This window comes from Bacillus sp. RHFS10 (assembly GCF_016757475.1).
GTDB classification, from domain to species: Bacteria; Bacillota; Bacilli; order Bacillales; family Bacillaceae; genus Bacillus; species Bacillus subtilis_G.
This window is the reverse complement of sequence record NZ_JAESPO010000002.1, coordinates 678,566-699,063: the sequence shown is the minus strand read 5'-3', so window position 1 is coordinate 699,063 and position 20,498 is coordinate 678,566. Positions and strand designations below refer to the sequence as shown.

At 44.6% G+C, this 20,498-nt stretch carries 17 protein-coding genes; 3 read left to right on the top strand and 14 right to left on the bottom strand.

What is annotated here, in order from left to right; genetic code table 11:
• Window positions 1-121 precede the first annotated feature (121 nt).
• Window positions 122-718: an ATP-dependent Clp endopeptidase proteolytic subunit ClpP gene (clpP, locus tag JMN17_RS10160; protein ID WP_003219849.1), complete on the top strand. Its 597-nt coding sequence runs from the start codon at window positions 122-124 to the stop codon at window positions 716-718.
• A 51-nt stretch (window positions 719-769) separates the two neighbouring features.
• On the opposite strand, the gene pgmB is transcribed toward clpP, so the two are convergent.
• The 10 genes from pgmB to JMN17_RS10110 all read right to left on the bottom strand — a co-directional run bounded on the left by pgmB (window position 770) and on the right by JMN17_RS10110 (window position 13,448).
• Window positions 770-1,450, bottom strand: a complete 681-nt coding sequence (gene pgmB, locus JMN17_RS10155; protein ID WP_148962702.1) for a beta-phosphoglucomutase — start codon at window positions 1,448-1,450, stop codon at window positions 770-772.
• Entirely contained in the window at window positions 1,447-3,132 is a 1,686-nt protein-coding gene (locus tag JMN17_RS10150; RefSeq protein ID WP_202327988.1) for a glycoside hydrolase family 13 protein, read from the bottom strand. The genes pgmB and JMN17_RS10150 overlap by 4 nt, the downstream gene beginning before the upstream one ends.
• Window positions 3,125-5,398: a glycoside hydrolase family 65 protein gene (locus tag JMN17_RS10145; RefSeq protein WP_202327987.1), complete on the bottom strand. Its 2,274-nt coding sequence runs from the start codon at window positions 5,396-5,398 to the stop codon at window positions 3,125-3,127. The genes JMN17_RS10150 and JMN17_RS10145 overlap by 8 nt, the downstream gene beginning before the upstream one ends.
• Window positions 5,376-6,260: a DUF1189 domain-containing protein gene (locus JMN17_RS10140; RefSeq protein WP_087993792.1), complete on the bottom strand. Its 885-nt coding sequence runs from the start codon at window positions 6,258-6,260 to the stop codon at window positions 5,376-5,378. The genes JMN17_RS10145 and JMN17_RS10140 overlap by 23 nt, the downstream gene beginning before the upstream one ends.
• A 4-nt stretch (window positions 6,261-6,264) precedes the next feature.
• Window positions 6,265-7,101 carry a maltodextrin ABC transporter permease MdxG gene (gene mdxG / locus JMN17_RS10135; RefSeq protein WP_202327986.1) on the bottom strand — a complete coding sequence of 279 codons (837 nt, stop codon included), beginning with the start codon at window positions 7,099-7,101 and terminating at the stop codon, window positions 6,265-6,267.
• A complete protein-coding gene (gene mdxF / locus JMN17_RS10130; RefSeq protein WP_202327985.1) occupies window positions 7,102-8,409 on the bottom strand; it encodes a maltodextrin ABC transporter permease MdxF in 1,308 nt (435 codons plus the stop codon).
• Window positions 8,410-8,447: 38 nt separating this feature from the next.
• Entirely contained in the window at window positions 8,448-9,701 is a 1,254-nt protein-coding gene (locus tag JMN17_RS10125; RefSeq protein ID WP_202327984.1) for an extracellular solute-binding protein, read from the bottom strand.
• A gap of 93 nt (window positions 9,702-9,794) precedes the next feature.
• Window positions 9,795-11,564 (bottom strand): glycoside hydrolase family 13 protein, encoded by a 1,770-nt coding sequence (locus JMN17_RS10120; protein WP_202327983.1) that lies wholly within the window; start codon window positions 11,562-11,564, stop codon window positions 9,795-9,797.
• 112 nt (window positions 11,565-11,676) lie between these two features.
• Entirely contained in the window at window positions 11,677-12,627 is a 951-nt protein-coding gene (locus tag JMN17_RS10115) for a LacI family DNA-binding transcriptional regulator (RefSeq protein ID WP_202327982.1), read from the bottom strand.
• A gap of 245 nt (window positions 12,628-12,872) precedes the next feature.
• Window positions 12,873-13,448 carry an LOG family protein gene (locus tag JMN17_RS10110; protein ID WP_202327981.1) on the bottom strand — a complete coding sequence of 192 codons (576 nt, stop codon included), beginning with the start codon at window positions 13,446-13,448 and terminating at the stop codon, window positions 12,873-12,875.
• 117 nt (window positions 13,449-13,565) lie between these two features.
• Here JMN17_RS10110 and JMN17_RS10105 point away from each other — a divergent pair, with 117 nt between their 5' ends.
• Window positions 13,566-13,886, top strand: a complete 321-nt coding sequence (locus JMN17_RS10105) for a MazG nucleotide pyrophosphohydrolase domain-containing protein (protein ID WP_087993786.1) — start codon at window positions 13,566-13,568, stop codon at window positions 13,884-13,886.
• A 28-nt stretch (window positions 13,887-13,914) separates the two neighbouring features.
• Here JMN17_RS10105 and JMN17_RS10100 read toward each other — a convergent pair whose 3' ends face one another.
• Both JMN17_RS10100 and JMN17_RS10095 read right to left on the bottom strand, forming a co-directional pair.
• On the bottom strand, window positions 13,915-15,516 hold the full coding sequence (locus JMN17_RS10100; protein ID WP_087993785.1) for a SulP family inorganic anion transporter: 1,602 nt from the start codon (window positions 15,514-15,516) through the stop codon (window positions 13,915-13,917).
• A gap of 18 nt (window positions 15,517-15,534) precedes the next feature.
• Entirely contained in the window at window positions 15,535-16,128 is a 594-nt protein-coding gene (locus JMN17_RS10095; protein ID WP_087993784.1) for a beta-class carbonic anhydrase, read from the bottom strand.
• Window positions 16,129-16,520: 392 nt separating this feature from the next.
• Here JMN17_RS10095 and JMN17_RS10090 point away from each other — a divergent pair, with 392 nt between their 5' ends.
• A complete protein-coding gene (locus tag JMN17_RS10090; RefSeq protein WP_202327980.1) occupies window positions 16,521-17,498 on the top strand; it encodes a 2-hydroxyacid dehydrogenase in 978 nt (325 codons plus the stop codon).
• 297 nt (window positions 17,499-17,795) lie between these two features.
• On the opposite strand, the gene JMN17_RS10085 is transcribed toward JMN17_RS10090, so the two are convergent.
• Together JMN17_RS10085 and psdA are read right to left on the bottom strand one after the other, a co-directional pair.
• Window positions 17,796-19,742 (bottom strand): ABC transporter permease, encoded by a 1,947-nt coding sequence (locus tag JMN17_RS10085; RefSeq protein ID WP_087993782.1) that lies wholly within the window; start codon window positions 19,740-19,742, stop codon window positions 17,796-17,798.
• Window positions 19,717-20,496 carry a lantibiotic ABC transporter ATP-binding protein PsdA gene (gene psdA, locus JMN17_RS10080; RefSeq protein ID WP_087993781.1) on the bottom strand — a complete coding sequence of 260 codons (780 nt, stop codon included), beginning with the start codon at window positions 20,494-20,496 and terminating at the stop codon, window positions 19,717-19,719. The genes JMN17_RS10085 and psdA overlap by 26 nt, the downstream gene beginning before the upstream one ends.
• Window positions 20,497-20,498: the final 2 nt, after the last annotated feature.

Below are 20,498 nucleotides of genomic sequence, written 5' to 3'. Positions count from 1 at the left end.
TTTGGGGAAAATGGGAAAAAGAGAAGACTTTGCGTGTCAAGCCAGCTTTTTGTTTGACCTTTATTGACCAAAAATGTATCATGTAACTACATACTTACCTAAAAGGTGAAGGAGGAGCATTATGAATTTAATACCTACAGTCATTGAACAAACGAACCGCGGGGAAAGAGCGTATGACATTTATTCTCGTCTATTAAAGGATCGTATCATCATGCTTGGATCTGCGATTGATGACAACGTTGCGAACTCCATCGTGTCACAGCTTTTATTCTTAGAAGCGGAAGACCCTGAAAAAGATATTTCTATTTACATCAACAGCCCGGGCGGCTCTATTACAGCCGGTATGGCGATCTATGATACCATGCAGTTTATTAAGCCGAAAGTATCCACCATTTGTATCGGTATGGCTGCATCAATGGGCGCGTTCCTGCTTGCCGCCGGAGAAAAAGGCAAACGCTATGCGCTTCCAAACAGTGAAGTCATGATTCACCAGCCGCTTGGCGGTGCGCAAGGTCAGGCGACAGAAATTGAAATTGCCGCGAAACGCATTCTCTTGCTTCGTGACAAATTAAACAAAGTTCTTGCTGAACGTACTGGCCAGCCGCTTGAAGTAATCGAACGCGACACAGACCGCGATAACTTCAAGTCTGCTGAAGAAGCGCTTGAATACGGCCTAATTGATAAAATTCTGACTCGCAACACAGAAGAGCAAAAGTAATACTGAAACCTGCAAGAGCTATGTCTCTTGCAGGTTTTTTCATTTATGAATTCACTCTCTAATCTTTCTTATTCCATACTGCACCCACTCTTCGTTCAACAGTTCAAGCGTCAAATCACTGGTTTGTCTCACAATCAGATCAGCATCAAGCATTGACTGTTCATGACCGACTCCCACCGCAAACATCCCGGCAGATTTAATTGCGGAAATCCCTGCTTCAGCGTCTTCTATTGCCGCACAATCAGCAGGGGAAACGCCGAGCAGCGCTGCGGCTGTCAGAAAGATTTCGGGATCAGGTTTTCCCTTCGCGAGAGCTGTCGGGTCAACAATAGCATGAAAATCATCCATAATCTCCAAACGTTTTAAAATCGCAGGAGCATTACGGCTTGAAGACGCTAACCCGATTTTTATATTTTCACCTTTTAATTCACAAAGAAACCTGCCGATTCCCGGCAAAAGATCTTCCGGCGTCAATTTGCTGATCAACATTTGATAGTATTGGTTTTTTTGATCCATAAGTGCTTGTTTCTCCGCATTTGTATACTTTGTTTGCGCACCGCCAATGATAAGCATGCTTTCAAGTGACTCTGCTCTGCTGATTCCTTTTAGGCTTTCATTCACACTTCTGTTAAAGGGAATATCGATTTGTTCCGCGATATGCTTCCAAGCGAGATAATGATATTCAGCGGTATCTGTTATCACACCGTCTAAATCAAAAATGGCCGCTTTCATATGCGAATGCCCATCACAGCTTCATAAGGTTCGAGGCAAATGCGTTTTAAGTCAGCCCGCTCCTCCGGATAGTTGGAAATCAGCACTTTCCAATGCTCAGGGGCCAGTTCAGGAGGCGCTTCGAACAGAGCCTTATCTTCCGACAAATTCACAACGACGAGAAGCTTTTCTCCTTGGTATTCACGGAGATAAGAAAAGACTTGCGGATCATTCTCATTCAGCAGCTGATAATCTCCATATATGATGGTCTTGTATTGCTTTCGTAATTGAATGAGTTTCTGATAGTAATAGAAAATCGAATCTTGGTCTTCCAAGGACTCCTTCACATTTATCTCTTGATAGCGGGAATTTACTGCTATCCAAGGGTCTCCGGCTGTGAATCCCGCATGTTTTTCGCCATCCCATTGCATCGGTGTTCTGGCATGATCCCTTCCTTTTTTCATCACGGCTTGTAAAAATTCTTTTTCCGGCATCGTTTTGTTTTCGACGACTAGTTCACGATACGCATTTTTTATTTCAAGATCATCATACATCTCCAGCGGCATATCACTGTTGACCATGCCGATTTCTTCTCCCTGATAAATAAACGGCGTTCCTTTCATGCCATGGAGAACCGTTGCAAATGCTTTTGCACACTGCTTTCGCAGCTTGCCGTCATTGCCCCAGCGGGATATAACCCTCGGCTGATCATGGTTTTCAAAATACAGGGTATTCCAGCCGACATTCATTAACCCGGTCTGCCACCTTGTCATCGTCTTTTTTAAAGCAATCAAATCAAACGGCTTGATCTGCCATTTCCCGTTTGGCGAGTTTTGTTCTGTATCAATATCCATATGTTCAAATGTGAAAATCATATTCAGCTCTTGCCTGCTTGCATCCGTGTACTTCATCGCCTCTTCAATATCAGAGCCGTTTGCCTCTCCGACCGTCATGCAGTCGTAATGAGAAAGCACTTCCTTGTTCATCTCCTGAATAAACTCATGAAGGCGGGGGCCATTCGAATGATAACGGCCGACGATATAGCTGCGGATGTTATCTGTTTCGTAGTTCGGAAAATCAGTATACTTGGAAATAGAGCCGATCACATCCATCCGCCAGCCGTCAACGCCTTTATCCATCCAAAATCTCATCACATCATAAACTTCCCGGCGCACCGCTTCATTTTCCCAATTTAAATCAGGCTGCTTTTTTGAAAAGTAGTGCAAATAATACTGCCCTGTCCCTTCATCAATTGTCCACGCCGGGCCTGAGAAGATCGACCCCCAATTATTCGGCTCTGAGCCGTCCGGTTTCGGATCTTTCCAAAAATAATAATCCCGGTAAGGATTGTCCTTCGACTTGCGGCTTTCAGCAAACCAGGCATGTTCATCCGACGTGTGGTTCACAACCAAATCCATGATGATTTTCATTCCGCGTTGGTGCACTTCATCAATCAGCTGAAACATATCTTCATTTGTCCCAAATTTTTCGTACATGTTTCTGTAGTCGCTGATATCATAGCCGTTGTCATCCTGCGGGGAATCAAACACCGGGGAGAGCCAGATCACATCCGCCCCGAGATGTTTGATGTAATCCAGCTTTTGAATCACTCCTTGCAAATCCCCAAATCCATCTCCATTGGCATCATAAAAACTGCGAGGGTAAATTTGATAAACGACAGCTTCTTTCCACCATTCATTCATCAGGCGTGCTCCTTTCACATCGTCCATTTAGGACAACTGGTTCCTCATACACTTTCATGTGCAGCGGCTCGCCTTTTACAAGCTCAAAGACGGCGCTCAGTTCATCAACCGTAATATTGATTAACCTGTTTCGATAATTGATTTTGAACGAATATCTGTCCCATTCTTTCGGCAAAAACGGGGCAAATGACAGCGTCTCATTCGCGATGCGCATGCCTGCAAAGCCCTGAACGATCGCGAGCCAGCTTCCCGTCATTGATGTGATGTGCAGACCTTCCTCCGTGTCATGATTATAATTGTCAAGATCGAGCCTTGCTGTACGCTTATATAATTCAAGCGCTTTCTTTTCCATCTTAAGTTCGGCTGCGAGAACGGCATGGACAGAGGGCGACAGGCTTGATTCATGAACAGTCATTGGTTCATAAAATTCAAAGTTTCGCCGTTTTTCTTCCATTGTAAAACGGTCATGAAAAAGATAAATACCTTGAAGCACATCTGCCTGTTTAATAAAATTGGAGCGGAGAATCTTGTCCCAGGACCAATTCTGATAAAGAGGCCGCTCAGCTGGATCTAATTCATCCGCTGATCGCAGGTCTTTGTCCAAGAATGTGTCATGCTGAATGAAAATTTGCAGTTCATCACTATACGGATAGTACATGTGCTGGATGATTTTTCTCCAGACGTTCAGTTCTTCTTCCTGCACATCAAGCAGGCGGCGTTTTTCCGCTGAAACCCTTTCGAGATTTTCCAATGTATATTCCAACGTCCAAGCCGCAATGACATTTGTATACCAATTGTTGTTGACATTGTTTTCGTATTCATTCGGCCCTGTGACGCCGTGGATCATATACTTGTTTTTTCGTTTCGAGAAGTGAACGCGGTCTGCCCAAAACCTGCTGACTTCCACAAGAACGTCTATCCCGTATTCCTTTATATAGTCATGGTCACCTGTATATTGGACGTAATTGCAGATCGCATAGCAGATCGCGCCATTGCGGTGAATTTCTTCAAAGGTGATCTCCCATTCATTGTGGCATTCATCGCCTGTAAAGGTCACCATCGGGTAAAGTGCCCCTTTCATCCCCAGTTTGGCGGCATTCCGTTTCGCTGCCTCCAAATGATGATAGCGGTACAAAAGCAGGTTTTTCGTGACCTCTGGTTCGGCTGTCGCCAAATACATCGGAACCGCGTACGCCTCCGTATCCCAATAGGCGGCGCCTCCGTATTTTTCGCCAGTAAATCCTTTCGGCCCGATATTCAAACGGGCATCGCCGCCGTAATATGTCGAGAATAACTGAAAGATATTGTAGCGGATTCCTTGCTGAAGTTCCTCATCCCCTTTAATCTCTATGTCCGCTTTTGCCCACCTTTCCTTCCATTGTTCAATGTGCCTTCGTTTTGCTTCTTCATATCCGTTCTCAAGTACACCCGCCAAAAGCTCCTTGGCTTTCGCTAAAAGCTCTGCCTCACAACAATCACGGGAAGTCGTGACAATAATAAACTTTTTCAAAGAAGCCTTCGTTTGATAACTGTAGCGGTTCTCGACATACATTTCAGCTGTTTTATAGCTTTCATTGACAAACCCCTCTGTTACGTTTGCCATTGCGGCTGAAACGGTAAAGCGCGGTGTTTCAAATGGATTTTCGATCGTTTTTGCCGCTAAATGGCCACGGTGGGAATCAGCCCCTTTCGCTTCTTCCTGCCAAAATTGTTCTTGGTAGTTCGAATCTTCATTTGCGACATTTCCGTCCAAGTAAGGAACAAGTGTAATGACAGCATCTTCTGTCAGGCACTCCGCTTCATAATGAATCGCGCAAAGCTCTTTTACGGCAAGGCTAATAAATCGCTCCGCTCTGATTCTAACGGTTTTATCCTGAATACGGACAACAGCGCTTCTCCGCAGAATCCCCTCTTTCATATTAAGTTCTAACTCAAATGATTCGATTGGGTTTTGATAAAGATCGACTTTTTCACCATCAATATATAAACCTATGCCTATAAAGTTCATCGCATTGATCACTTTTCCGAAATATTCCGGATACCCGTTTTTCCACCAGCCTACTCGCGTTTTGTCAGGGAACCACACGCCTGCAATATATGTGCCTTGGTGACTGTCGCCTGAATAGCCTTCTTCAAAATTCCCTCTGACTCCCATATAGCCGTTGGCAAGAGAAGTCAGGCTCTCCTGCAGCCGTGTATGTTCCTTTCGAAATGTATGTGTTTTGACATTCCATTCATCAATCTCAAATAACCGCTGATTTATCATAATTTCCTCCCGAATGTAAGTTTCCATGATCACGGCGGGTTTTCGTCAAATATCTAAACGCAAAAGAGATCATCAAAGTAACGCCGCACGAATGGATCATCAATACAGTGATCAAGTTAAAATGAACCATACCGATAACAGCTGCGGCAAATGCCGGCAGTGCGGATGCGCAAACCGCCGCAGATGCCGCTTCCTTGAATGACGCAATAGAGATCATGTTTGATATTTTTGTGATCCAGAGGCCCCCCGCAAGAACAGCCGTTACAAATAGCTGAATCACAAAAATCACCGCATATGCCAGCATCATGATCATCGGCTTATACTGTGCCAGCCACAATGTATCGATCAAAGCCTCTATATCATGGACGTTCGGTTTCTTAAACTCAGCGTCCATTTTCGCATAGCCAACAGAAAACCCCGTTCCGTTTTGATCGGTGATCACCAGTTGATCGGATTGAAAGACGATGGCGTTATCATATCCGGTTACTTTCAATCGCCCATTTTCACCGCTTGTCTGATATTGATGCTTCATATCAATCGCCAGCAAACTCTCTCCCTCTTCAATTCGATCAGAGCTCTTCCCCCCCGTCAGTTTTCCATTTCTGATTTGATAACCTTGTAATTGATCAGCAAATTGATGATTAAGCTTTTGAATCGCTGACGGCATGAAAGATGTAACACTGAAGCGATCCATTTTCATAAACGAAACCGTAATCGGCGCCATCAAGCAGGCCGTTAAAAACATAAAGAGAAAACAGAGCTGCAGCCAGCTGAATGTATTCCCGTAACGGCATACACCTGATGGAGACGCAGCCGCTTTTAGACAGCGGATCATAAAACTTTCTTTTTGTAGATTCTTCATCGAATTACCCCTTTGTTCCGCCGGCTGTCAGCCCGGACACAAAGTTCTTTTGGAGAAAAAAGAATAAGACGCATATCGGCAATGCGGCCAGTATAGCTCCGGCTGCAAACAGGGCGACTTTTTGCTGCTGCGGATTTGAAATAAAGGACTGCAATCCTACAGCGATGGTCAGCCTTTCCGATGAGCGGAGCAAAAACTTCGCCAGCAAATAGTCGCCGAACGGCGCCATGAACGCCCAAAGCGCTTGTACTGCAAGCATCGGCTTAACAAGCGGGAGAACAATTGATGCGAAAATCCTCAGATGTCCCGCTCCATCAATTCGCGCCGCTTCATCAATTTCTCTCGGCACAGTATCAAAATAACCTTTCATCAGCCACGTGTTCATCGGAATTCCGCCGCCGATATAGATCGCTGTCAAAAACCAGTACTGATCGAGTGCGCCTATCAGCATCGCTAGGACATAAAAAGCAGTAAGCGCTGCCATCGTCGGCACCATTTGAATGATGAGAAAGAAGACCAGGCTCTTTTTTCGTCCCGCAAACCGATAGCGGCTGTACGTATATCCGGCAAGCGTCACGATCGTAACCTGCAAGACCATGACCGATAACGCGATGATAAGTGTATTACTGTACCAATGAAGGTAAAGCGTCTCGTCAAATAGCCGCCTAAAATGATCTAAAGTCCACGAACCCGAAAAATCAAGCTGAAAAGCCGCCGCATTTCCCACACGGAAAGCGGATGATGCCGTAATCAGCAATGGATATATAATGACTATACTTAACAGCGTCAAAAATAAATAAGTACAGATTCTATTCAGCATTCTGGCCGTTCCCGCGTTCACTTACATAACCTCCTCATTGCCAAAAGCATTCGATTTTTTGAAAGCAATCAGGGAAATTCCAATGACAATGAAAGAAATTAACAGTGTAACAGCCGCCGCAACGGAATATTGCGGTGATGTGCCTGTTGTCAGTTTATAAATCCACGAAATTAAGATATCGGTCGACCCAGCCCCGGCTCCCGCGCTGCCCGGTCCTCCCTCATTAAATAAGTAGATAATCGAGAAATTATTAAAATTAAACGTATACTGGGTAATCATCACGGGTGCTGTCGCAAATAAAATCATTGGCAATGTAATATGTTGAAAACGCTGGATAAAAGTGGACCCGTCAATCTTTGCCGCTTCATACAGTTCACCTGGAATCGCCTGAAGCACTCCCGTTACCATGACATAAATATAGGGAAAGCCAAGCCAGGTCTGAATCATAATGAGGGCTGTCTTTGTCCAGAAAGGATCAGTCTTCCACGCGATCGCAGGCAGCTCTACAAACGGCAGGTGATTTAATAAAGGAATCACTTGTGCATTCACCGCCCCTATGCTGTCGTTAAATATGTTGGAAAAACTCATGATTGTAATAAAAGCCGGAACAGCCCATGGCAATAAGAAAATCATTCGAAATATCCGCTTGCCTTTTATAAAATCCTGATTAACGAAAAGTGCCGTCACGATCCCCAAAATGATTTGCAGCGTTGTCGCACAGATTGTCCAGATGATCGTCCAGCCAAGTACATTCAGAAATGTTTCACGATAGGAGCCGAGGAAAAAAATATTCAAGAAATTTTTAAAACCGACCCAGTCAATCAGACTGTTAGGCGGGATATGATAAAAATCATAGTTTGTACATGCAATAAACAGAGTCACCAAAACCGGAAAAATAATCACAAACACCATCATGATATACGCCGGCAGTGTAAAAAAATATGGAAACCCTTTATCACCCGCATGACAGATCATATCCTTGGCCGTTGTATTGACTTCCAAACCCGCCGCTTTCATAGCGGCGATCTTACGCGAATCATAAATAGTAAAGATATAGAACATGAGGAAAATCACTGTCACGATCAATTGCAGCGTGCCTTCAATCAGCATAAACAGTGAGTGGTCAACACCGGGAACACTTCCCAATGTAATCAATCCGGTGAGCGCCTGAATACCGAAAACGTGTAATTCAAAAGCAAACAAGCCTGTGACGGCAAGAAACAAGATCCCCTTTAAAAACTGCTGATTCGCAATCTGCCCAAGTCCTGGAATGATTGATAAAAGCCCTGCCTTTCGTTTTTGCTTTGCAAGTGTGTAGTGTTTATTCATTTTTTCGCCCTCTATTCTTCCGGACGCTGTCCCGCCGTTTATTTCACATATTTTTCTTTGATATTTTCCTTTATGACGTTTACAGCATCATTCGCTGACGTTTGCGCCGCTTTTTTTCCTGAAGCCGCATCAAAAATCAAACTTTCCGCTCCTGTCCATACCTCAGCCATTTCAGGAATATTCGGAGTCGGTGTCGCTGTTTCATATTGTTTAATCACAGCTGACGCCAGCTCATTTTTTTGCTCATCCGCTTTCTTTCTCGCAGCTGTGTTGGCCGGAACTTCGTTTGTATTCTCATAAAAAGCGTAAGCATTGGCATCATTTGCAGCATACTCAAGCCATTTTTCAGCCAGATCGGGTTCTTTTGTATATTTTGATGCAACCCATCCCTTCCCGCCGGCAAAAGGGGCATATTCTTCTCCATTTGGCAATGTCGGAATGGGAGCCGCTCCGTAGTTTAATTCAGCCTCTTTATAGTTGGCAGCTGACCAAGGTCCGCCGATGATTGCAGCCGCTTTGCCATCTAAAAACATCTGCTGAATAAAATCGTCTGCGCTTGAATTGTCTTGCATGCCTTTTGGCCAATAGGTTTTAAACCATTTCTCCGCATATTTCACCGCTTCTACAGCCCCTTTATTGTTTAGGCCGATGTCCCCGGAATCTGTGCCGTTTTTTCCAAATACATATCCGCCGTAACCGGCCAACAAACCGTACGACATATAAAAGTCAGTCCATTTTGCCAAAAATCCGGTTGATCTCCCTTTTTCCGAAGCAAACGCAAACCGGGAATCCTCTGTTAATGTTTCAAGATCTTTAAATGTTTTTGGTGCTGTTTGTAAGAGATCTTTGTTGTAATACAAAACAAGTGTTTCAATCACTAGCGGCATTCCATACACCTTGCCGTCAACCGTTACTTGCTGCATCTCTTTATCTCCAAAACTTTTTGTGTGAGATGGCTTAATATCAAGCAAATGTCCTTGCTGGCCCAAACCGCCTATCCGGTCGTAGGCAGCGAGCATCACATCAGGTGCATTCCCCGCCGGGCCATCAAGAGGAAGCGCTTCCAACTGCTCAAACATTTGCTTTTCAACCATTTTTATTGTGACATCATTCTCCTTTTCGAATGTTGCTTTGATGCTTTCAATGTAATCTTTATAAGTTTCTTCAACAGATACAGTCAGTACCTTTTTGCCGTCAGAGCTTGCCGGATCTTTTGAACTTGAGCAGGCGGCAAGGCCGAATGTCAGGACTGATGCCGCCAATAAGACGAACCCCTTTTTAACAAGTATCATCCCTTTTCCCCCTTTATTTATGAATCTACAACAATTGTATGGCTCTCCAGAAAGCGGTTACAACATATTTTAACTTGTTACCGATAACAGAATTTAAACAGGAACGGCAGCACCCAAAATAAAAAATTCTCCCGGCTGAACGGCAATGACATCGTGATGATGAAGCCGCTGATCTGTCCATACATCGTAGATTTTCTTATTCCTTTCAATATTCAAATCTCGCAAACTGACATGTCGAGTCGCGTCCCCCTGGTTAAAGAAATAAATCAGTGTTTTTTCCTCAAGAGTCCGCGAAAAACGAATAAAATGGTTTTGGTCATCAAGCAGATTCCACTCAAGATGTCCCTCAGTCAATAAAGTGTTTTCCTGTTTGCGCAAAGCAATTAACCGTTTCATAAATCGCAGCATGTCTTGGTTCTGCTTCTCTTTTTCCCAAACCATACATTTCCGGCATAATGGATCATTTTCGCCGTCCAGCCCGATTTCCGTTCCGTAATAGATGCATGGTGAACCTATCTGGGCAAACATAAAGGCCAGCAAAGCGCGTGCTTTTTTCTCGTCATTGCGGCATCTGGTCAAAAGGCGTTTTGTATCATGGCTATCCAGTACATTAAACATCACCTCATTGACCTGCTTCATTCCATTCATCAAATGGGCATTTACACGGTGGGCCATGCGCGAGGCTGGAATCGTCCCGTCAGCAAAATATTCAATCATAGGCTCTGTAAAAGGATAGTTCATCACCGCATGAAATTCATCTCCCCTAAGCCAAGGTTCGGCGGAATGCCAGATCTCTCCTACAATATAAACATCCGGCTTTTCCGCTGATACAGCTTGCCTGAATGTCTTCCAAAAAACGTGATCCACTTCATTGGCCACATCCAAACGCCAGCCGTCAATGTCAAATTCGCGAATCCAGTACAAAGCAATATCTAGCAAGTATCTCTGTACTTCGGGATTAGCCGTATTTAGCTTCGGCATATCGGGTGTAAACGCAAACCTATCATAATTGTCTTCTTTGACAGGAAAAGAGTGAATATGAAACCAGTCTTTATAGCGTGATTGAGCTCCGTTTTTCACGACATCCTGCCACTGCGGAGAAGCGCTTCCTATATGGTTAAAAACAGCATCAAGCATCATTCTCATCCCCCGCTGATGAAGCTGGCTGACCAATGTGCGAAAAAGCTCCGGATCTCCAAAATGCGGATCAATAGAATAGTAATCCAGCGTGTCGTATTTGTGATTAGAAGGCGCGGAAATGATCGGCGTTAAATAAATCCCGTTCACCCCTAAATCCTCTAAATAATCAAGCTTGTCAATAATCCCCTGCAAATCTCCTCCAAAAAAATCATTGACGTCCGGATCCTTGCTTCCCCACGGCAATGCATTCTCCGGTGACAAGTCTTCTCTTCCATTCGCAAAACGCTCCGGAAAAATTTGATACCAAACCGTTGATTTGGCCCACTGAGGCGCTTGGAATGTATCAGTCTCGTGAACAAATGGAAATTTAAAATAATAATGGATCGTCTCCAGCGTTTTTTCGTTATAAGGGCATACACCTGAACTTCCGAAAAAGATGTCTTCATGACGGTCTGTAACAACAAACGCATATTGCAGACGCCTAAATGGCGGCACCACTTCAGCAAACCAATAATCATGCATGTCTGTTGCAGCAATTTTTCTCATCGGCTGCTCGTTTGCCGACCACCTGCCGCCGTTGTACTCATAAGGATCACCCCAAATGAATCGAATGTGATCTGCATCACCTTTTTTTGTCCGAATCTTGATATGCACCGTCCGCCCGTCATAAGAATAAGCATCAGAACTGAACGGCTGATGATGAATCGCTGCATATTCCATCATGTTTCCCCCTTTGAATTCCGTTTTCATTAGGCCGGCTCTTAGCTTGAAAGTATCATGATGAAATATCAGGAACAATCCTTTTCACCTTGTTACCGATAACAGAATAATTCGCTTACAGTGTTGATTCCCGTACAATCAACTCCGGCTCAAAAAATAGATTTCCTTGAGCGGCCCCGCCTTCATTCATTTTTTTCAGTAACATTCTCGCACAGGCTTCGCCCATTTCAACAACAGGCTGTCTGACCGTAGTCAACCGGGGCGAGGAGATGCGATCAAGAAAAACACCGTCATTCCCGGTCACCGCGACGTCTTCCGGTATTCGTTTTCCAAGCGACTGCACGGCACGAATGACGCCGAGCGCGATCCGATCGGATGCGCAGACAAACGCGGCCTGATGATCCAGAGATTTCAGCACTTCGCTTGCAAGGCATTCACTTTTCTTAGAACTGTTGTCGATCCGAAATATTTTCGTTTTTCTAAAGCTTTCATTCATTGCCCGAATGTATCCCTGTTCTCTTGAACGTTCAAAAGGCTCATCTAAATCAATACCAATAAAGACAATTTCCCGCTCCCCCAGCCCCATCACATGACGTGTTGCCATAAAAGTGCCTTTCTCGTTATTTACATCGATAAAGTCATAGCCCATTTCATTTTGTCCAAATACGACCAGCGGCTTCTCAAAAGCTTTGATCACACCTTCAAAATCAGTCTTTCTCAAGCCGGTGGCAATAATGCCGTCGCATTGGCCAATATTGAGAGAGTTTCTTGTCACAAGCTGCAGAGCATAATGATTGCGATCCAGCTCCCGGCTGATTCCGGTCAGCAGGTTCATGTAATATGGTTCTGTCGTATCCATTTCCTCAAGAATCAACAGTTTGACAACCTGTGTTCTGTTTTGCACGAGCGCTCTTGCCGCATAATTAGGGATGTAATTCAGCTCTTTCATCGCAGAATGAACAAGCTTTTTCAATTCATCTGTCACCGTCTCAGGATGGTTTATCACTCGTGATACCGTCATTTTCGAAACATTTGCTTTTTTCGCCACATCTGACAATGTTGCCATTTTCATCCCCTCCTTACCTGTGCATATTATCCAAACTAGTGAAAAAGTCCTTTATTTACAACTGAATAGACTAGCAGCAAAAAGAATAGAAAAAAGGAGATTTCCTTCAGGAAACCTCCTTTGTTGAAAAAACTCGATTTTCAGTTCATTTTCCACCTGAAATACTCCCATAGAATAGAGGATCAAGGCCATGGATGCACGGCCAGACTCAGACCAAATACGGCAGGTGGCTCACTTGAAGGTTTTTAAATTTCCGTCCACTTTTTCTCTAAAATCGGATACGAGTAGTTTTGCATTTGCTCAATTAACTCATCTGGCCTTGAAGAGCTATGGATCAGTTTAAGGTGCGAGTCGTTGGAAAACCCTTCCTGAATGCTGTATTTGATCATTTTCATCATCGGTTCAAAATATCCATTCACATTGTACAGTCCGATCGACTTTTGGTGAATGCCGATCTGCGCCCAGCAAAGCACTTCAAATAATTCTTCATATGTACCGAAGCCGCCCGGCATGGCGATAAAGCCGTCCGCCAGCTCGCTCATTTTGGCTTTTCGTTCATGCATGCCGTTTACTTCAATCAGCTCAGTCAGGTTTTGATGGACGACCTCCCCGCTGAACAAACCGCTCGGCATGACCCCGATCGCAGTTCCGCCGTTTTCCATTATCGCGTCGGCAATCGCGCCCATCAAACCTACGCGGGAGCCCCCATAGACAAGGCCGATTCCCTGCTCAGCCATGTATGCGCCTAGCTCTGCCGCTTTTGTTTTATACGCTTCATTTCCCCCCGGGTTTGATCCCGCAAATACACATATTGTTTTCATTTTTTCATCTCCGCATCTATATATCGTATCAAATGTTCAAAAAACACACTATATATTGTCCCACCTTCATGTGATAATATCAATATGAAATACATAAAGAATGCAGGAGTGATAATGTTGCAGCTGACTGATGCAGAGAAATGGATGAAAGATTTTTACGAAAAAAGAGGCTGGACAGAGTACGGACCGTTTATTCGGGTGAGCTTTTTAATGGAGGAAGCAGGAGAGCTGGCACGGGCTGTCAGAGCATATGAAATCGGCAGAGACCGGCCGGATGAGAAAGAATCATCACGAGCTGAGCAAAAACAAGAATTGATTGAGGAAATGGGAGATGTCATCGGAAATATCGCCATTCTTGCTGACATGTACGGTGTATCCTTAGAAGAGGTGATGAAGGCACACCAAGAAAAACTGACAAAACGATTTGAGCATGCATAAAAAAGCGGCCGCAACGGCCGCTTTTTTTTTAACCTCTGATTTCATCGTGGTGATCAAAGAAATGCTGTTTCCCTATTTTGTGAAATAGGCCTGTTTTATGCAGCAGTTCCTTCGGCTGCGATTGCAGTCCTACAATCATCAGCTTTCCGTTGTGGCGTTTAATTCGGTTCATAATGTTCCCAAGCACAGCTTCGGCCGACGTGTCCATGTAGTGCACCTTATTCATGAGCAGAATAAGGGTCTTTGGCTTTTTCTGTACATGCTCCAGCAGTGAAGATTCAAGCGAATCAATTGACCCGAAAAACAACGGTCCTTCTATGGCATACATGCTGACAGATGGGTCTTCTCTCTTTGTTGTCTTCGCCAAAAAAGGATGCGATTCCTGATTGTGGATGCGGGTTGCTTCACTCATTCTTCTGATGAAGAACACAAATGCGAGCAGCAAGCCAATTCCCACACCGACGATTAAGTCAAACAGAACGGTTAGCGCAAAGGTTGCTGCCAAAATAAAGGAATCAGCGGTTTTCAGTCTCAGCATGTTTGCGACTTCCTTGCGCTCACTCATATTCCATGCGACAACCATGAGGATCGGCGCCATACTGGCAAGCGGCACATGGGATGCATAAGGCGCGAATACGAGCAGGACAAGAAGAACGACTACACCGTGAACAACGCCTGAAACAGGAGACACCGCTCCGTTTTTAATATTGGTCGCCGTTCTGGCGATCGCTCCTGTTGCCGGGATTCCGCCGAACAGCGGCGCAGCCATATTCGCAATTCCCTGGCCGACAAGCTCCTTGTTGCTGTCATGCTTTGAGCCCTTCATATTATCAGCGACCATCGCGGACAAAATCGACTCAAGGCCGCCAAGAAGCGCGATGACAAGGGCTGCCGGAAACAGCATGACCATTTTATCGAATGTAAGCTCAGGAAACTGAAATTCAGGCAAATGGCGGGGAATTTCTCCATATGTTGACCCGATCGTTGCCATACGGTCAGGGAAAAAGACAACCGCGACCAATGTCGAAATAAGAAGCGCCAATAAAGCGCCAGGTACTTTAGGCATCACCTTGGCGGATACAAGCAAAATGACGAGCCCGATCACCGCTGTCAAAATGGCATACACATTGAAGGTGCCGAGATTCTGTGCAATTTCAAACATGTTGTGATGAAAATTCTCATGTTTCTCAATATTACTTAAACCAAGAAAATTAGCGATTTGCTCTGTAAAGATCAGCACGGCAATCCCGGCTGTAAAACCGACGATAACAGGTTTCGGCACGAATTTCATGATCTTTCCGAGCTTAAACAGCCCGAACAGCACCAGCATGACTCCTGCCATAAACCCTGCAATCAACAGGTTCTCAAAGCCGTACTGCATCACAATGCCAAATAGAATCGGGACAAAGGCGCCTGTCGGACCGCCAATTTGATATTTGGAGCCCCCAAACAAAGAAATACAAATCCCCGCCACAACAACAGTGTACAGCCCGTATTCAGGCTGAACTCCCGAAGCAATGGCAAACGCCATCCCTAAAGGAATTGCCACGACACCTACTACGATACCTGCAATCAAGTCTTTCTGAAATTTCTGTAAATTATAGGACTTGAATCTCCCTGAGAATCGCATATTTTGCTATAACCTCCCTTATGATTGAGTGTTTATGAGCTCAGTTTCATAACCGTTAATGACGACATCAAGTTTTCCTGTTTCAGGGTGAATGACAAGTCCGTGAACCGGCACCTTTTTCGGCAGCAGCGGATGATGCTTGATCAAATTCACACTATGGGAAACGCTTTCTTCTACGCTGTGAAAACCAGTCAGCCATGTTTTCAAATCAAGTCCGGCGCTAGCCAGCAAGTTCAGGCAGCTTTCTTCCACTCCGCGTTCCTTTGCTTTCTCGAGAATCGAGGACGCATTCAGTCCCGACATCCCGCATTCATGGTGGCCGACAATGCACACCTCTTCAGCCTGCAATTCATAAATCGCGACCAGTATGCTGCGCATCACGCTTCCAAATGGGTGGGAAACGATGGCTCCCGCGTTTTTAACAATTTTAGCATCGCCGTTTTTAAGCCCCATTGCTTGCGGAAGAAGTTCGGTGAGCCTTGTATCCATACAGGTGACAATGACGAGCTTTTTTGAAGGAAATTTTGTCGTTTTGTACGGTTCGTACTTCTTCTCTCTGACAAACCGCTGATTGTGTTCCAAAATTGATGTTAAAGAAACCATTTGATTCATCTCCCATCCATATGATTTCGCAAGCCTTCTTACCCAGCTTACAGTAAGGAATTATAGCATAGGAATACGCCTCGAAAAGGCTTTCACAAAAAGACACTATAATTGAACTGTAGAATAAAAACAGAAACATTTATATCTTTCAAAGATAATAAAATTTATATTTATTGATCCCTATAATCTGGCTTCAACTCGATATGGATGATTTGTCTGACAAAAAATATAGGTGAATTCAGATAATTAAAAAACTTATTTAAGCCAATTTAGCTGTTCATCCGGTTTTCTTATCCATTTTAAGTTCAAAAGAACCAGAAATCAAAATGAACATAGCTATATTTTTAACATCTATTTATTTCCGATATAATAAAAAAGACAACAGCCATAAAGGGGGAGCCTTGTTGAAACCATTTGTATTCATCACAAAACCGATTCCTGAAGAGATTGAATCATTCATCGATGAACATTGCCGTTATGAAATATGGCAGGAAGATACGCTTCCGAGTGACGTGCTATTTGAGAAATTAAAAGATGCGGAAGGGCTTTTAACTACAGGAACGTCCGGACCGTCCATCAATCGTGAACTGCTTGAACATGCGCCAAAGCTCAAAGTGGTCAGCAACCAATCCGTCGGCTATGATAACTTCGATATAGAAGCGATGAAAGAAAGTGGAGTCGCCGGCACTCATACGCCTTATACACTGGATGATACCGTCGCGGATCTGGCCTTTTCTCTCATTCTATCTTCCGCCAGACGTGTTGCCGAACTGGACCGTTTCGTCAGAGCCGGAAAATGGGGAACCGTTGAAGAAGAAGCGCTTTTCGGCATTGACGTTCATCATCAAAAGTTAGGCATTATCGGCATGGGCAGAATTGGCGAACAAGCCGCAAGACGCGCCAAATTCGGTTTCGATATGGAAGTGCTTTATCATAACCGCCATCGCAAACAAGAAACTGAAAACAGCATCGGCGTCGAGTACGCTGAGCTCGATACATTGCTCAAACAATCTGACTTTATTCTGCTCATTACGCCGCTGACTGATGAAACGTATCACATGATAGGGGAACGCGAATTTAAGATGATGAAGGATTCAGCAATTTTCGTCAATATTTCACGGGGAAAGACAGTTGATGAAAAAGCGCTGATTCGCGCCCTGCAAGAAGGCTGGATCAGAGGAGCCGGCTTAGATGTATACGAAAAAGAACCTGTCACACAAGATAACCCGCTCTTACAGCTGGATAACGTGACACTGCTCCCGCACATCGGTTCAGCAACAGCAAAAGTGCGCTTCAACATGTGCAAACAGGCTGCCGAAAACATGATCGCAGCCATCCAAGGACAAACGCCGAAAAATCTCACAAGAGAATTTCAATAATAAAAAAACAGCCGGTCTGATACAGACCGGCTGTTACAGATTGTTGACAAAGACCTAAAACGGTTTTCGTTTTAGGTCTTTGTCATCTTTTCAGCGTGATGGAAAACCCTTGAAGTCTAGGAAGGACGAGCATCGGAGCAGACTTTCATAGGATGTGATGACGGCGGCGTTTAGGCAGGACGCCTAAGCATTTAGCCGCCGTTCCTTTCGTAAGTCGTGAGCACCGACGCGCAGGCCTGACAACGAATGCGAGGGTTTGTCGACACGCTGAAACATCCGGTCTGAAACAGACTGATGTTAAAATGTGATATGCTGCAGAACAGCACGCTTATAGATGTAGCGGGTGACAAGATAGTATACTGCCTGAAACACAAAATAAATGATGATGACCAGTACAGCCTCCAGAAATAAGTTGGAATGCAGCATATTGCTTAACGCTGCATACGCAAAGCCTGCATGAATGGTACCCGCGATAAACGGGATGAAGAATAAAAATCCAATTTGTTTTCCAAGGATGGAGTGAATTTCTTTGTCCGTAATCCCTATCCTCTTTAACGCTAACACCTGCAATCTCGTATCCTCTATTTCCGTAAACATCCGCAAATACAGCATGCTTCCTTGCACGATAAAAAACAACACGCTGACAAACATTCCTATAAACAGCGTTAATGCCACGGCCTGCTTTACAATCTGATAACTTGGAGCACGTGTTTGAAAATCAGATGTATGTTCTTTCGGCACCATGTTTTCAAGTTTTTCAGAGACATCCACCGTCTCCTGCCAATGCTCGAGCTCGTAACCTACCACTCTCATCTGTTCCTTCAGCGGCACATCCCGTGTCAGGCTGTCAAAGCTTTTTTCGCTGACGACCAATAAACGGCTGACTCCTCCGACTGACATCAATACCCCTTTGTTTTGCTGCTTTTTCATGACATAGGAAAGTGTTTTTTCTGACTTCATATGAAATGCTGCTGTTTCCCCTTCTCCAAATGTATCTTTCACCATCATCTGAAAAGGAACATTGATAAACGCTTCATTTTCTTGTAAATGAATAACAGGGTAACCTTTTTCCTTTGCGACTTGATTATAGATTTTCTCTGAAATCAGCAAGGCTTCCGCTTCCGTTTTCTTGTTTCCATACGGCAGGTCTGATTGAAAAGTGACAGGAATCCCTGTGGCATTCACCTTATACTTAATCTCAGCATCTGCTTTTCTCAGTGTGCTCTCCGCTCTCGCAGGCTCCATCACCTGAAAACGGGAAGCGTCTTTTTCCACCCATGCAACAGACTGAGGAATGCTTTGCTCCTCCTGCCTTTGCAAATCGGCATAAAACATATAGATGACACCTGTAGCTGTGAGTATAACCGCTGTAATGATAGAGGTTAAAAACAGCATGCTGGCGTGATCCTTGAGTCGGAAGATCATATTGGAACGCACAATGATATTGGTGCCTTTATAGAAGCTGTGTTTTTTTCTGTACAGCATCCGGAAAAACGCCACACTGCTTTGGGTAAAAAAGAAATACGTGCCAATTAACACTAAAATCAGAATCGGAAAGACCCGAAACACCATGTCGATCACATTTGCAGTCGCAGCGAGATAATAACCTCCGCCGAGGCACAGCAATGACAGCACAGTGAGCCATTTCGAATAGGCCGGCAAGCTTTTCGGCTTTTGAGCCGATTTCATCAACTCAATGATTTCCAGCTTGCGAATCCGCCCCAGCGATAAAATGAGCAGCGTCTGAAACAGGATGAGAAAGCCCGCAGCCGTCAGCTCAAACGCTTTCGGCACAATGACAAACGAAATCGGCACCTTCACGCTGAGCATCCATGTCATGATCATAAAAAACAGCTTTGAAAATAACAGCCCTGCTCCAATACCTGCCGCAATCGCCGCAAGAGAGATCAGAGACTGCTCATAATAAATCATCTTGCGGAGCTGCTGCTTTGATGTTCCGAACAGTGTCAGCAGCCCAAACTCTTTCTTTCTCGCCTGCAAAAACGCCGAATTCGAATATGAGATAAAAAATAGACAAAACACAATAATGACGACAAGGGCTGCGCTTAAGCACGTTTTGACAAGGCTTCCGCCATATATATTGTCTTCATTGACATCCGGATGAAAAATGAAAGATGTGAAGACAAAAAACACGGAAACGGCAAACACACAACTTAAAAAGTAGGCGACATACCGTTGCAGATTCCCAAGAATGTTTTTACGGGCGATGGTTCTCAAATTCATGAAAATCGCCTCCCAACACACTCAAGGTATCCAATATACTTTGATAAAACACCTGTTGATTTGTCCCTCTGTGAATCTCTGAAAAGAAACGGCCATCCTTAATAAAAACAATCCGTTTACAGAAGCTCGCCGCTGTCGCATCATGCGTGACCAATAATATCGTCGCTTCCTTTTCTTCATTCAGCTGAGCCAGCGTGTTCATCACTTGCTTTGCCGATTTTGAATCAAGATTTCCTGTCGGTTCATCAGCTAGAATGAGCGCCGGATTGTGAATAATAGCTCTGGCGCAAGCGGCCCGCTGCTGCTGCCCGCCGGACACCTCGTATGTCCGGTGATCGAGAATATGCTTGATTTGCAATGCATTGGCCAATTCATCCAGACGGGCTTCCATTTCTCTCAGCTTTACTTTATCCAGTGCGAGCGGCAGCAGAATATTTTCCCGAACCGTCAGCGTATCAAGCAGATTAAAATCCTGAAAGACGAAGCCGAGTTCTCTTCTGCGAAACAGAGCCAGCTCCTGGTCCTTTAACGCTTTCGGCTGAATGCCGTTAATCATCAACTCACCCTGGGTCGGCTTATCAATGGTGGCCAGCAAATTCAGAAGCGTGGTTTTTCCGCTTCCCGACGGCCCCATAATGCCGACAAATTCTCCTTTTGCCACACTGAGGTCAAAGTCGCTGAGCGCTTGATATGATATCGTTCCTTTATTTGAATAGTACGTTTTCGACAGGTTCGTTGTTTGTAACACGTTCATGT

Bases quoted from the DNA above. Each gene is read 5' to 3' on its own strand.
- clpP (WP_003219849.1), top strand. From the start codon at position 122: ATGAATTTAATACCTACAGTCATTGAACAAACGAACCGCGGGGAAAGA.
- pgmB (WP_148962702.1), bottom strand. From the start codon at position 1,450: ATGAAAGCGGCCATTTTTGATTTAGACGGTGTGATAACAGATACCGCT.
- JMN17_RS10150 (WP_202327988.1), bottom strand. From the start codon at position 3,132: ATGAATGAATGGTGGAAAGAAGCTGTCGTTTATCAAATTTACCCTCGC.
- JMN17_RS10145 (WP_202327987.1), bottom strand. From the start codon at position 5,398: ATGATAAATCAGCGGTTATTTGAGATTGATGAATGGAATGTCAAAACA.
- JMN17_RS10140 (WP_087993792.1), bottom strand. From the start codon at position 6,260: ATGAAGAATCTACAAAAAGAAAGTTTTATGATCCGCTGTCTAAAAGCG.
- mdxF (WP_202327985.1), bottom strand. From the start codon at position 8,409: ATGAATAAACACTACACACTTGCAAAGCAAAAACGAAAGGCAGGGCTT.
- JMN17_RS10125 (WP_202327984.1), bottom strand. From the start codon at position 9,701: ATGATACTTGTTAAAAAGGGGTTCGTCTTATTGGCGGCATCAGTCCTG.
- JMN17_RS10120 (WP_202327983.1), bottom strand. From the start codon at position 11,564: ATGATGGAATATGCAGCGATTCATCATCAGCCGTTCAGTTCTGATGCT.
- JMN17_RS10115 (WP_202327982.1), bottom strand. From the start codon at position 12,627: ATGGCAACATTGTCAGATGTGGCGAAAAAAGCAAATGTTTCGAAAATG.
- JMN17_RS10110 (WP_202327981.1), bottom strand. From the start codon at position 13,448: ATGAAAACAATATGTGTATTTGCGGGATCAAACCCGGGGGGAAATGAA.
- JMN17_RS10100 (WP_087993785.1), bottom strand. From the start codon at position 15,516: ATGCGATTCTCAGGGAGATTCAAGTCCTATAATTTACAGAAATTTCAG.
- JMN17_RS10095 (WP_087993784.1), bottom strand. From the start codon at position 16,128: ATGAATCAAATGGTTTCTTTAACATCAATTTTGGAACACAATCAGCGG.
- JMN17_RS10085 (WP_087993782.1), bottom strand. From the start codon at position 19,742: ATGAATTTGAGAACCATCGCCCGTAAAAACATTCTTGGGAATCTGCAA.
- psdA (WP_087993781.1), bottom strand. From the start codon at position 20,496: ATGAACGTGTTACAAACAACGAACCTGTCGAAAACGTACTATTCAAAT.